Source organism: Microbacterium sp. bgisy203 (assembly GCF_965345155.1).
Lineage (GTDB): Bacteria > Actinomycetota > Actinomycetes > Actinomycetales > Microbacteriaceae > Microbacterium.
Genome location: NZ_CBDRLZ010000002.1, coordinates 296,278 through 308,640 on the forward strand (window position 1 = coordinate 296,278; position 12,363 = coordinate 308,640).

General features: G+C 70.8%; 9 protein-coding genes and 1 riboswitch. Of the genes, 5 read left to right on the forward strand and 4 right to left on the reverse strand.

From position 1 onward, the window contains the following. Positions 1-1,086, reverse strand: coding sequence for a bifunctional diaminohydroxyphosphoribosylaminopyrimidine deaminase/5-amino-6-(5-phosphoribosylamino)uracil reductase RibD (gene ribD, locus ACRVYW_RS04730; protein WP_431802186.1), 1,086 nt, complete (start codon positions 1,084-1,086; stop codon positions 1-3). A gap of 76 nt (positions 1,087-1,162) precedes the next feature. Then, positions 1,163-1,313, reverse strand: a riboswitch (FMN riboswitch). A 124-nt stretch (positions 1,314-1,437) separates the two neighbouring features. Here ribD and ACRVYW_RS04735 point away from each other — a divergent pair. Together ACRVYW_RS04735 and glpK are read left to right on the forward strand one after the other, a co-directional pair. Then, complete coding sequence (locus tag ACRVYW_RS04735; protein WP_431802188.1) at positions 1,438-3,282, forward strand: glycerol-3-phosphate dehydrogenase/oxidase; 1,845 nt, start codon at positions 1,438-1,440, stop codon at positions 3,280-3,282. A 126-nt stretch (positions 3,283-3,408) separates the two neighbouring features. Next, positions 3,409-4,944, forward strand: a complete 1,536-nt coding sequence (gene glpK / locus ACRVYW_RS04740; RefSeq protein WP_431802190.1) for a glycerol kinase GlpK — start codon at positions 3,409-3,411, stop codon at positions 4,942-4,944. A 42-nt stretch (positions 4,945-4,986) separates the two neighbouring features. Here the strand turns inward: glpK and ACRVYW_RS04745 are convergent, their stop codons facing one another. Then, positions 4,987-5,850 carry an Fpg/Nei family DNA glycosylase gene (locus ACRVYW_RS04745; protein ID WP_431802192.1) on the reverse strand — a complete coding sequence of 288 codons (864 nt, stop codon included), beginning with the start codon at positions 5,848-5,850 and terminating at the stop codon, positions 4,987-4,989. A gap of 105 nt (positions 5,851-5,955) precedes the next feature. After that, positions 5,956-6,522 (reverse strand): GNAT family N-acetyltransferase, encoded by a 567-nt coding sequence (locus ACRVYW_RS04750; RefSeq protein WP_431802194.1) that lies wholly within the window; start codon positions 6,520-6,522, stop codon positions 5,956-5,958. A gap of 262 nt (positions 6,523-6,784) precedes the next feature. On the opposite strand from ACRVYW_RS04750, the gene ACRVYW_RS04755 reads away from it, so the two are divergent. Continuing rightward, positions 6,785-7,813, forward strand: a complete 1,029-nt coding sequence (locus ACRVYW_RS04755; protein ID WP_431802196.1) for a hypothetical protein — start codon at positions 6,785-6,787, stop codon at positions 7,811-7,813. Between the two features lie 81 nt (positions 7,814-7,894). On the opposite strand, the gene trpS is transcribed toward ACRVYW_RS04755, so the two are convergent. Next, entirely contained in the window at positions 7,895-8,899 is a 1,005-nt protein-coding gene (trpS, locus tag ACRVYW_RS04760) for a tryptophan--tRNA ligase (RefSeq protein ID WP_431802198.1), read from the reverse strand. Positions 8,900-9,036: 137 nt separating this feature from the next. Here trpS and ACRVYW_RS04765 point away from each other — a divergent pair, with 137 nt between their 5' ends. Continuing rightward, positions 9,037-9,921: a pyruvate, water dikinase regulatory protein gene (locus tag ACRVYW_RS04765; protein ID WP_431802200.1), complete on the forward strand. Its 885-nt coding sequence runs from the start codon at positions 9,037-9,039 to the stop codon at positions 9,919-9,921. A gap of 27 nt (positions 9,922-9,948) precedes the next feature. Beyond that, on the forward strand, positions 9,949-12,336 hold the full coding sequence (gene ppsA / locus ACRVYW_RS04770) for a phosphoenolpyruvate synthase (protein ID WP_431802202.1): 2,388 nt from the start codon (positions 9,949-9,951) through the stop codon (positions 12,334-12,336). Positions 12,337-12,363: the final 27 nt, after the last annotated feature.

Sequence of the window (12,363 nt, forward strand, 5' to 3'; positions counted from 1 at the left end):
TCAGTCCTTTCCCTGCGCTGGTCGAGTGGCCGCGCGCAGCGCGGGTGTATCGAGACCACGCGCGACGATCAACAGGTCATCCCCCAACCGCTCGACGCTCGCGACCTCGAGCCGCAGCTTCCCGTCGATCGAGCGCACACCGAGGTCTCCGAGGGCGAGGCGGTCGCCGCCGAGGAGTGTCGGCGCGATGTAGGCGAGCACCTCGTCGACGAGCCCCGCGCGTACGAACGACGAGGCGAGCGTCGGCCCGCCCTCGACGAACACGCGCTGCACGCCGAGCTCACGGAGTCGGTCCAGGAGGTCGGCGAGGTCGTCGCCCTCGTCCTGCATGAGGGGGAGGGGATGCCGGCGCACCTGCGCCTCCTGCGGCACGGCGCGCGTGCCGACGACCACCGGCCGCGGCTGGTGGTCGTACAGCGAGCCGTCCTCCCGGCGTGCGGTGAGCGCCGGGTCGTCGGCGAGGAGCGTGCCCGACCCGACGATGATCGCGTCGGCATCCGCCCGGCGGCGGTGCACGTCGGCGCGGGCGGCGGGTCCGGTGATCCACTGGCTGGTGCCGTCGGATGCCGCGGCGCGTCCGTCGAGCGACTGCGCCCACTTCAGGGTCACGTGCGGGCGGCCGAGGCGCTGGACGGTGAGCCACGAGTCGAGGAGCGCGGCGGCCTCGTCGGCGCGGACTCCCGGCACGACGGCGACGCCGGCGTCGCGGAGGTGCTCCGCGCCGCCGCCGGAGAGGCGGCCCGGGTCGTCGATCGCGTACAGGACGCGCGCGACGCCCGCGTCGATGAGCGCCTGGGCGCACGGGCCCGTGCGGCCGGTGTGGTTGCACGGCTCGAGGGTGACGACCGCGGTCGCGCCGCGCGCCGCATCCGGCCCCGGCTCCGCCGCGAGACGCGTGAGCGCGTCGACCTCGGCGTGCGGTGTCCCCGCGCCGCGGTGCCAGCCCTCCGCGAGGGTCTTGCCGTCCGCCGCCAGCAGCACGGCGCCGACCTGCGGGTTCAGACCGCGCGGCCCGCGGCGGGCGAGCTCGAGGGCGCGGAGCATCGCGGCATCCACGATCTCGCTCTCGCGCGGCGCGCCGGCCATCGGTCGTCCCTCTCCAGTCCATCGAACGGACGGGTCCCGGGGCGCGGCTCGCGCGGCGAAGCCGTGAACGGCGTCGCCCGTGCTGCCTCCCATCCGGACTCGCGACTCTCGTCGCATCACCGTCGGTCCCGGAATTCCACCGGATCAACCCGCGGAATCCTCTCGGATGCCGTGGGCTCGCGGACTGTCACCGCCGGTTCGGATTCTCACCGACCCCGGAGCACGTTCTGTTGCTCTGATCCTACCAACGCCCCGGACGCCGTTTCATTCCGTGACGTGCGCTCCGGCCGACCGGATCGGCGGCGCACGCCCTGCCGATCCGGCATAGCCTGGAAGAGGAGGAGCGACATCATGGGTGACAGGACGACGACCGGGCACGACCTCACCGACGCGGAGGAGGCGCGCGCGACTCTCCGCGCCCGCCCGTACGCGGACGTCCTCATCATCGGCGGCGGCATCAACGGCATCGCGACCTTCCGAGATCTGGCGCTCCAGGGCGTCGACGTGGCCCTCGTCGAGCGCGACGACTTCGTCAGCGGCGCGTCTGCGGCATCCAGCCACATGATCCACGGCGGCATCCGCTACCTCGAGAACGGCGAGTTCCGGCTCGTCCACGAAGCGGTCACCGAGCGCAACGCCCTGCTGAAGACCGCGCCGCACATCGTGCGGCCGCTGCAGACGACGATCCCGATCTTCTCGACGTTCTCCGGCATCCTCACCGCTCCGCTGCGCTTCGTCTTCCACGGCGCAGGAAAGCCCCGCGAGCGGGGCGCCGCGCTCATCAAGATCGGTCTCGTCATCTACGACTCGTTCTCGCGCGGCGGCGGTCTGTTCGGGCGCGCCTCCGTGCCGCGCCACGCGTTCCACGGTCGGCGGCGCTCCCTCGAGCAGCTGCCGGAGCTGAACCCGCGCGTGAAGTACACGGCGACGTACTGGGATGCCTCGCTCCGTGACCCGGAGCGGCTCGCCGCCGACGTCCTCCGCGACGGGCTGCGCGACGGCCGGGCGCCGGGAGAGGACCGCGCCGCCGACACCGCTCGCGCCGTGAACTACACCGCCGCCGTCGCGAGCGATGACGGGCGGATCGTCCTCCGCGACGAGTCCGGTGAGTACCCCTTCGCGGCGTCGGTCGTCGTCAACGCGTCGGGGCCGTGGACCGACCTCACGAACGACGCGCTCGGCGAGCCGACGCAGTTCATGGGCGGCACGAAGGGGTCGCACATCGTGCTCGACCACCCCGAGCTGCTCGCCGCGACCGGCGGGCGGGAGCTCTTCTTCGAGCACTCCGACGGTCGTATCGTGCTCATCTACCCGCTCAAGGGTCGGGTTCTCGTCGGCACGACGGACCTCGAGCACGACATGCGTGAGCCCGCGGTGTGCACGGATGCCGAGGTCGATTACTTCTTCGACCTCATCGGCCACGTCTTCCCCGGCATCCCCGTCGAGCGCCCGCAGATCGTCTACCGCTTCGCGGGCGTGCGGCCTCTGCCGGGCCACGGCGGCGAGGCCCCCGGGTTCGTGTCGCGCGACTACCGCATCGAGGCGCAGAAGCTCCCCGGCCCCGATGCGCCGACGGTCCTGAGTCTCGTGGGCGGAAAGTGGACGACGTTCCGGGCGTCGGCCGAACACCTCGCTGACCGGGTCCTCGAACAGCTCGCGCGCCCGCGCCTGCGCTCGACGCGCGGGCTCCCGATCGGTGGTGGGGCCGGCTACCCCGTCAGCGAACGTGCGCGCCGCCAGTGGCTCGCGCCGTATGCGTCGACGGTCGGGCTCGGCCGAGCGGCGCAGCTGCTCGAGCGCTACGGCACGCTCGCGGTCGGTACGATCGACGCGATCGTCGCGGCCGGCGCGGACGACCGGCCGCTCGAGACGCTGCCGGACTACAGCACCGCCGAGCTCCGTCACCTCGCCGCCACCGAGCGCGTCGACCACCTCGACGATCTCCTGCTGCGCCGCACCGCCATCGCCTTCACCGGTGGCGCCTCGGCCGCCGCGATCGCCGAGGTCGCCGACGTCGTCGCGCCGACGCTCGAGTGGGATGCCGCGCGTCGCGACGACGAGATCGCCCGCGCGACCCGTGAGGTGCATGCCGCCGACCCGGGGGTGGCCGACGCGCTCGGTGCTTCCTCCCATGCTGCGTCCACCGATGCCGCTTCCACCGATGCCGCTTCCGATCCGCGGAGCGCGGCGCGATAGCGTGATCTGGCGCGCTGCGGCATCCGTCGCCCGCGCCGCGCCGTGGGACGGACGCGACGCGGACGCCGCCGCCGGAACCGAACGCCTGACATCCCCGCCGCCCGACAGACTCGAGGAGGAGCCGACATGCCAGACCATGTGATCGCGGTGGACCAGGGGACGACTTCGACCCGGGCGATCGTGTTCGACGCATCCGCGCAGATCGTGGCGAGCGCTCAACGCGAGCACGAGCAGATCTTCCCCCGCGCCGGCCGGGTGGAGCACGACCCCGTCGAGATCTGGACCAACACCGAGTGGGTCATGGCGCGGGCGCTCGCCGAGGCGCGGCTCACGCGCGACGACGTCGCCGCCGTCGGGGTCACGAACCAGCGCGAGACCGTGATCGTCTGGGACCGGCGCACCGGGCAGCCGGTCCACAACGCCATCGTCTGGCAGGACACCCGCACGCAGCCGCGGATCGACCGGCTCATCCGCGCACGCGGCGTGCAGGCGTTCGCCGAGATCACCGGCCTGCCGCTCGCCACCTACTTCTCCGCGTCGAAGATCGCGTGGATCCTCGAACACGTCGACGGCGCGCGCGCCGCCGCCGAGGCCGGCGACCTGCTCTTCGGAACGCCCGACACGTGGGTCGTATGGAATCTCACCGGCGGGCCGGACGGCGGCATCCACGTCACCGACGTCACCAACGCGTCGCGCACGCTCCTCATGGACCTGCGGACCCTCGAGTGGTCGGATGAGATGCTCGACGTCTGGGGCATCCCGCGGGCGATGCTCCCCGAGATCAGATCGTCGTCCGAGGTCTTCGGCGAGATTCGGCAGCCGACGGAGCTCGCCGGAGCCCCGATCGCCGGCATCCTCGGCGACCAGCAGGCGGCGACGTTCGGCCAGGCCGCGTTCCACGCCGGAGAGTCGAAGAACACCTACGGCACGGGGAACTTCCTCCTCGTGAGCACCGGGACCGACGTGGTGCGGTCGAAGGCCGGACTCATTTCGACCGTCGCCTACCAGCTCGAGGGCGAGCCGGCGCACTACGCCCTCGAAGGGTCGATCGCCGTCACCGGATCGCTCGTGCAGTGGCTGCGCGACAACCTCGGGATCATCCGCACGTCCGAAGAGGTCGAAGAGCTCGCCTCGTCCGTCGCCGACAACGGCGGGGCCTACTTCGTGCCCGCCTTCTCCGGCCTGTTCGCGCCGTACTGGCGGCCCGACGCGCGCGGCACGCTCGTGGGGCTCACGCGCTACGTCACGAAGGCGCACATCGCGCGCGCGGCGCTGGAGGCGACCGCATTCCAGACCCGCGACGTCATCGAGGCCGTCGTCTCCGACGCGGGGCGCGAGCTCACCGAGCTGCGCGTCGACGGCGGCATGACCCGCGACCGGCTGCTCATGCAGTTCCAGGCCGACATCCTCGGCATCCCGGTCGTGCGGCCGAAGATCGTCGAGACCACCGCTCTCGGCGCCGCGTATGCCGCGGGGCTCGCGGTCGGCGTCTGGTCCTCACTCGACGAGCTGCGCGACTACTGGCAGGAAGACGTCCGCTTCGAGCCGCAGATGGATGCCGACCAGCGCGTCCGCCGCTACCGCCAGTGGAAGAAGGCGGTGCGGAAGTCGATCGACTGGGTCGACGAAGACGCGCGCATCCTCATGGGCACGACCGACTGACAGGCGTCGCACCGGCGCGGCGTGATCACCGGCGCGGCACGCTCACTTCAGCAGGCGCGAGAGGCGGCGGTCGGCGACAAGCTTGCCGCCGGTTTGGCACGTCGGACAGTATTCGAGGCTGTTGTCGGCGAAGAAGACGCTCCGCACCTCGTCGCCGCAGACCGGGCACGCCTCGCCGCGCCGCCCGTGCACCGCCATGCCGCGCCGCTTGGCGTCCTTCAGATCGGCGGGCGGCTTGCCGGATGCCTGCGTCACGGCATCCGTCAGCGTCGTGCGCATCGCGTCGTACAGGCGCGCGACGTCCGCGTCGTCGAGGTTCGCGGCGAGGGCGTAGGGTGACATCTTCGCGGCGTGGAGGATCTCGTCGGAGTACGCGTTCCCGACTCCCGCGATGATCGACTGGTCGCGGAGGACCCCCTTGATCTGCGTGCGGCGACCCGCGAGGAGGCCCGCGAAGACCTCGAGCGTGAACGTGTCGTCGAGAGGGTCGGGGCCGAGCCGCGCGACCCCGGGAACCTCCGCGGGGTCGCGCACGACATAGACCGCGAGCGACTTCTTGGTGCCGGCCTCGGTGAGGTCGAACCCCGAGCCGTCGTCGAACCCGACGCGCAGGGCGATCGGGGTCTTCCCGGGGCGGATCACGGTCGCGGGGAGCTGCTCGTACCAGCGCAGCCATCCGGCCTTCGCGAGGTGGAAGACGAGGTGCGTGCCGGCATCCGTCTCGAGGTCCACGAACTTGCCGTGCCGGCGCGCGGCGGTGACCGTCGTGCCCTTCAGGGCGTCGATCGGCGGATCGTAGGTCTTCAGCGCCGAGAAGCTCGCCATCGTCGCCTTCGTGATCTCCAGGCCCGTCGCGCGGGCGGCGAGGAAGTCCACGAGCCCCTGGACCTCGGGCATCTCCGGCATCCGAGTCTCCTGTCGTCCCCGCCCTTGTCGTCCCTGCCATCGTGCCACGTGTCGAGGACACGCGGGCCGGCCGCGCGTTCTCGTCCGGAGCGCGCGCGGGCCCGGTCAGTTCGGGATGATCGACCAGGGCTGCGGCGTGCGGTCGTCGGTGCGCAGGAGCCCCGCCACCCAGCCGTCGACGCGACCCTCCTTGCCGGCGAGGCCCGCGCGGAGGAGCCCCTCGTAGCGGAAGCCGAGGGTGCGCGCGGCGCGCGCCGAGGCGGTGTTACCGACGACGGCGCGCCACTCGATCCGAGTGAGGCCGGCCCCTTCGGGAGAGAAGCCCCAGTCGATCACGGCGCGTGCGGCTTCCGTCACGACGCCGCGCCCGCGCGACCAGGGCGAGACCCAGTAGCCGATCTCTCCCGCGCTGTGGCCGTCGAGGCGGTAGAGCCCGATCGTGCCCGCGAGGACATCGCCCTCGCGGATCGCCCACGTCAGGTGGACGCCCTCGGTCCACTGCTGCGCGACGCGCGGGACGAACTCCTCGGCGTGGCGCCGCTCGTACGGTGCCGGGACGCTTGTGTACCGCTGCGTGTCGGGGTCCTGGCATGCGTCGAAGATCGCGTCGATGTCCGACTCACCGGGCAGGGAAAGTTCGAGTCGCTCCGTCGCGAGGATCACCGGTTCCACCCTCCCGACCCTAGCGCCGCCCGGCATCCGCCTCCTGCTCCGTGACGTCAGTGGCCGTGCCCGTGCCGTGGGCCTCTGTGACACACCTGTGACACAACTCAGGCAGAACGACATCTTCGACTCGGTGACGCCCCGAATCCGCGCATTCTGCCTGAGTTGTGATCCGGTTACCGACTCCTCCACAACCAGCCAGTTTGCGAATCGCTCCCCAGATCCCGCTCTGGGCGCCCGCCGCCGACAACCGCTCAGTCAGGGTGGCGGCATGGATACCTCGCCTCACACCGCGTCGCAGGTCCTGCGCCGAGTCGACCTGCATGCCCTGGGGATGCGGGCGCACGAGATTCGGCGCGCCGTGGCGGCGGGTGAACTCGTCCGCGTGCGCAGGGATCGCTACATGGTGGGCGGAGGCGGCCCCGTCGAACGCGCCGTGCGGGTGGGTGGACGCCTCGCGTGCGTTTCCGTGCTCGCTCTGGCCGGAGTCTTCGTTCTCGATCCCCGCCGCGTGCACGTTCACCTCGCCCGTTCCGCGTCACGCCTGCGCTCACCCCACGATGCGGCGCGTAGCCTCGCCTCGGCTGACAGAGCGGGCCTGTGCCTGCATTGGTCGCCCTTGCGCGAGCCGCCCGAGGGACTCGCGGCAGTCGGGCTTCATGACGCGCTCCGGCAAGCCGTTCGATGTCAGGAGCCGCGCGCCGCCGTTGCCACCGTCGACAGCGTTCTGCACGCCGGTCTGATGACCTGGGACGAGGTGCGGGACGTATTCAGCGGTCTTCCGCGCCGCTACCGCACAATCCTCCGCCTCGCTGACCCCACCGCGGAAGCGGGGAGCGAGACGTTCATGCGGCTGATCCTCCGTCAGCTCGGCCTGCGCTACGAGACCCAAGTCGTCATCTCCGGCGTCGGGCGCGTCGACTTCCTCGTTGAGGGGTGGTTGATCATCGAATGTGACAGCAAGGCGCACCACGAGGGGTGGGAGAAGCAGCGGCGCGACCGCAAACGCGACCTCGCCGCGGCGCAGCTCGGTCTTGTGACGTTCCGTCCCTTGGCCGAGGACCTCTTCTTCGCAGGCGGTGATGTAGCGGCCGCCGTCCGCGGAATCGTAGCCGCGCACCGCCGTTGCCGGTGGCGTCGGTCAGTCGGTCAGTCGGTCAGTCGGTCAGTCGGTCAGTCGGTCAGTCGGTCAGTCGGTCAGTCGGTCAGTCGGTCAGTCGGTCAGGGTCGCGCGCGACACAACTCAGGCAGAACTGCTCCGAGCCGCCTGCAGGCGGTCGTGTGGCCCGGTTCTGCCTGAGTTGTGTTCGCCCGAGAGTTGCCGGCGCCGGAGCCGAAGCCGGAGCGCTCGCGCTCGCCGGCACCGGGCCCCGCGCCGGCGTCAGCGGCGGCGGAGCAGGCCGACCTTGTTGTAGACGTCGGCGAGGGTCGCGTTCGCGACCTCGGCGGCACGGTCGGCGTTGGATGCCAGGACGCGGTCGAGCTCGGCGGGGTCGGCCAGCAGGTCGAGGGCGCGCTGGCGCACGGGACCGAACTCCTCGACGATCACCTCGGCCAGGCCCTTCTTGAAGTCGCCGTAGCCGCGGCCCGCGTACTCGTCCTCGATCGAGGGGATCTGACGTCCGGAGAGGGCCGCGTAGATCGTGAGCAGGTTCGAGACGCCGGGCTTCGCCTCGCGGTCGAAGCGCACCGAGCCCTCCGAGTCGGTGACGGCCCGCATGACCTTCTTCGCCGACACCGAAGGGTCATCGAGCAGCCACAGCACACCGGCATCCGACTCGGCCGACTTCGACATCTTCGCGGTCGGGTTCTGCAGGTCGTAGATCTTCGCCGTCTCCTTCTGGATGACCGGGATCGGCACCGTGAAGGTCTGGCCGTAGCGTGAGTTGAACCGCTCGGCGAGGTCGCGCGTCAGCTCGACGTGCTGCTTCTGGTCGTCGCCGACCGGCACGATGTCGGTCTGGTACAGCAGGATGTCGGCGGCCATGAGGACCGGATAGGTGAACAGGCCCACGTTCGTCTGATCGGAGCCGTAGCGCGCCGACTTGTCCTTGAACTGCGTCATCCGTCCGGCCTCGCCGAACCCGGTGATCGTCGAGAGCACCCACGCGAGCTCGGTGTGCGCCGGCACGTGCGACTGCACGTACAGGGTCGAGCGCGACGGCTCGATGCCCGCCGCGATGTACTGCGCGGCGGTGCGCCGGGTCTTCTCGCGGAGCTCCGCCGGGTCGTTCGGCTGCGTGAGGGCGTGCAGGTCGACGACCGAGAAGAACGCTTCGTACGCGTCCTGCAGGTCCCGCCACTGCAGAAGCGCGCCGATGTAGTTGCCGACCTGGAGGGAGTCGGCGGAGGGCTGCATTCCGGAATAGAGGCGGGGTCTGGTCATCCCTCCATCCTACGGAGCGCGACGAGCCCACCCGGCCCGGACGAATTCGGTTTGTCACGGCGCGAAGGCGCGACAAGCCGTAAGGCCCGGCGTACCGTAAGGATTGCGGCAACGTATGCCGCAGACCGGACGTCGAGATGAACGAGTCATCCGCACCTGTCACCGCCACCGCGGCGACCGCCGCCACGCACACCACGACGGCGACTCCGACGGCGGTCGTGCGCCCGGCGTACTTCGTCTCCGATTCCACCGGCATCACCGCGGAGACCCTCGGCAGCGCGCTCCTCGCGAACTTCCCCGACCTGGCGTTCTCGCATCGCACCGTGCCCTTCGTCGCCTCGCCCGAGCAGCTCGACGCCCTCATCGCCGACATCGCGCGAGAGGATGCCGCATCGCCCCGCCCCCTCGTCTTCGCGACGATCCGCGACGCGCAGCTCCGCGCCCGCCTGGAGACGGCGCCGGTGACGGTCATCGACCTGCTGGGCGGGCATCTCCACGAGGTCGAGGTCGCCCTCGGTGCCACGGCCTCCGACCGGCCGAGCGGGTTCCACGCCCTCGGAGACCTCGACGCCTACCACGCACGGATGCGGGCGGTGGAGTTCGCGATCGAGCACGACGACGGGGCGAGCCTTCGGGCTTTGGATGCCGCGGAGGTGATCATCATCGCGCCGAGCCGCTGCGGCAAGACGCCGACGACGATGTATCTCGCGCTCCAGCACGGCGTGCTCGTCGCGAACTACCCGCTCACCGACGACGACTTCCCGACCGAGACGCTGCCGCGCCCGATCGCGCCGTACGCCGATCGGTGCTTCGGTCTCACGACGACGCCGCTCCGGCTCAGCCAGGTGCGCGGCGAGCGTCGTCCCACGTCGCGCTACGCGTCGCTCGCGCAGTGCGCGATGGAGATCCGCCGTGCCGAGGAGCTGTACCGGCGCTGCGGCATCCCTTTCTTGAATTCCTCGTCCAAGAGTGTCGAGGAGATGTCGGCCGTCATCCTGCAGGCGTTCCGCCTGCGCCGCTGACGACCCCGATGAACAGAGGTGATCACGATGAGCAACATCCTGTGGTTCGACGAGATCCGCATGGCGGATCTGCCGCAGGTGGGAGGGAAGAACGCGTCGCTCGGTGAGATGGTGGGAGCGCTGTCGGATGCCGGAGTGCGCGTGCCGGGCGGCTTCGCCACGACCGCCGACGCGTACCGCGCGTTCCTCGCGACGGACGGGCTGGACGCCCGCATCGCCGCGGCGGTGGGCGCGATCGACGTGACGGATGTGTCCGAACTCGCCCGGGTGGGCGCCGAGGTGCGCGGCTGGATCCGCGAGCAGCCGTTCCCGGAGGATCTCGACCGCGACATCCGCGCGGCGTACGCGCGGCTGATCGAGAACGATCCCGATCCCGAGAAGGTCACCTGGGCGGTGCGCTCGAGTGCGACGGCCGAAGACCTGCCGGATGCCTCGTTCGCGGGCCAGCAGGAGACGTTCCTCAACATCGGCGGGGTCGACAACATCGTCGACGCGGTGCACCAGGTGTACGCGTCGCTCTACAACGACCGCGCGATCGCGTACCGCGTGCACAACGGCTTCGACCACTTCGACGTCGCCCTCTCGGCCGGCGTGCAGCGGATGGTGCGCAGCGACGTGGGGGCGTCGGGCGTGATGTTCACGGTCGACACCGAGTCGGGGTTCGATCGCGCCGTCTTCGTCACGAGCGCGTACGGCCTGGGGGAGGCGGTCGTTCAGGGCGCGGTCAACCCCGACGAGTTCTACGTCTTCAAGCCGGCGCTCCGCGCCGGGCGCCCCGCGATCTTGAAGCGTCAGCTGGGTGAGAAGGCGGTCGCGATGCGCTACACCGACGGTGTGTCGGTGGGCGGCTCGACGGCGTTCGTCGACGTGCCCGACGCGGAGCGCCGCGTCTTCAGCCTCACCGACGCGCAGGTGGAGGAGCTCGCCCGGCACGCCCTCGTCATCGAGGACCACTACGGCCGCCCGATGGACATCGAGTGGGGACTCGACGGCGTCGACGGAGAGCTCTACATCCTGCAGGCGCGCCCCGAGACGGTGGTCTCGCGCGACGACGGCGCCGTGATGGAGCGCTACGTCCTGAGGGAGCACGGCGACGTGCTCATCACGGGGCGGGCGATCGGGCAGCGGATCGGTGTGGGGCCGGTGCGCGTGCTCGACTCCATCGCGCACATGGACCGCTTCCGCGCCGGTGACGTCCTGGTCGCCGACATGACCGACCCCGACTGGGAGCCGATCATGAAGATGGCCTCGGCGATCGTCACCGACCGGGGCGGGCGGACGTGCCACGCCGCGATCATCGCGCGCGAGCTCGGCATCCCCGCCGTCGTCGGCACCGGGTACGCGACACGTGCGCTGACCGACGGCGCAACGGTGACCGTCTCGTGCGCGGAGGGCGACGACGGCGCGGTGTACGACGGCGCGCTCGCCTTCGAGGTGGAGGAGACGCATCTGGATGCCATGCCGGAGGTCCCCGTCAAGATCATGATGAACGTGGGCACACCCGACCAGGCGTTCAGCTTCTCGAAGCTCCCGAACAGGGGCGTGGGCCTTGCCCGGCTGGAGTTCATCATCAACCGCCAGATCGGCATCCACCCGCGGGCGCTCCTCGAGCGCGATGCCCTCACGGGTGACCTGCGCCGACGCATCGACGAGGCGACGGCCGCCTACGCGGGGCCGCGCGAGTTCTTCGTGCAGCGCGTCGCGGAGGGCGTTTCGACGATCGCGGCGGCGTTCTGGCCCGAGCCGGTCATCGTGCGCCTGTCCGACTTCAAGTCGAACGAGTACGCGAGCCTTCTCGGCGGTGACCGCTACGAGCCTCACGAGGAGAACCCGATGATCGGCTGGCGCGGGGCGTCGCGATACGTCTCGCCGAGCTTCGGAGAGTGTTTCGCGATGGAGTGCGAGGCGATGCGGTACGTCCGGGACGACATGGGCCTCACGAACGTCGAGATCATGATCCCCTTCGTCCGGACCGTCGCCGAGGGGCAGGGGGTCGTCGACCTCCTCGCGCAGCACGGGCTCCGGCGCGGCGAGAACGGGCTGAAGGTCATCATGATGTGCGAGATCCCCTCGAATGCTCTGCTCGCCGACGAGTTCCTCGACGTGTTCGACGGCTTCTCGATCGGGTCGAACGACATGACGCAGCTGGTGCTCGGGCTCGACCGCGACTCGTCGCTCGTCTCGGCGATCTTCGACGAACGCGACCCCGCGGTGCTGAAGGTCCTGTCGATGGCGATCGCGGCGTGCCGCGAGCGCGGCAAGTACATCGGCATCTGCGGACAGGGTCCGTCGGACCACCCCGACCTCGCGCAGTGGCTCGTCGATCAGGGCATCGAATCGATCTCGCTGAACCCCGACACGGTCGTCGAGACGTGGATGCGGATCGGCGGGCGGCGCGGAGCGCTCGTCAGCTGATCACGTCGCCGCGGGCTGGGTGGGGGG

Bases quoted from the DNA above. Each gene is read 5' to 3' on its own strand.
- ribD (WP_431802186.1), bottom strand. From the start codon at position 1,086: ATGGCCGGCGCGCCGCGCGAGAGCGAGATCGTGGATGCCGCGATGCTC.
- ACRVYW_RS04735 (WP_431802188.1), top strand. From the start codon at position 1,438: ATGGGTGACAGGACGACGACCGGGCACGACCTCACCGACGCGGAGGAG.
- glpK (WP_431802190.1), top strand. From the start codon at position 3,409: ATGCCAGACCATGTGATCGCGGTGGACCAGGGGACGACTTCGACCCGG.
- ACRVYW_RS04745 (WP_431802192.1), bottom strand. From the start codon at position 5,850: ATGCCGGAGATGCCCGAGGTCCAGGGGCTCGTGGACTTCCTCGCCGCC.
- ACRVYW_RS04755 (WP_431802196.1), top strand. From the start codon at position 6,785: ATGGATACCTCGCCTCACACCGCGTCGCAGGTCCTGCGCCGAGTCGAC.
- trpS (WP_431802198.1), bottom strand. From the start codon at position 8,899: ATGACCAGACCCCGCCTCTATTCCGGAATGCAGCCCTCCGCCGACTCC.
- ACRVYW_RS04765 (WP_431802200.1), top strand. From the start codon at position 9,037: ATGAACGAGTCATCCGCACCTGTCACCGCCACCGCGGCGACCGCCGCC.
- ppsA (WP_431802202.1), top strand. From the start codon at position 9,949: ATGAGCAACATCCTGTGGTTCGACGAGATCCGCATGGCGGATCTGCCG.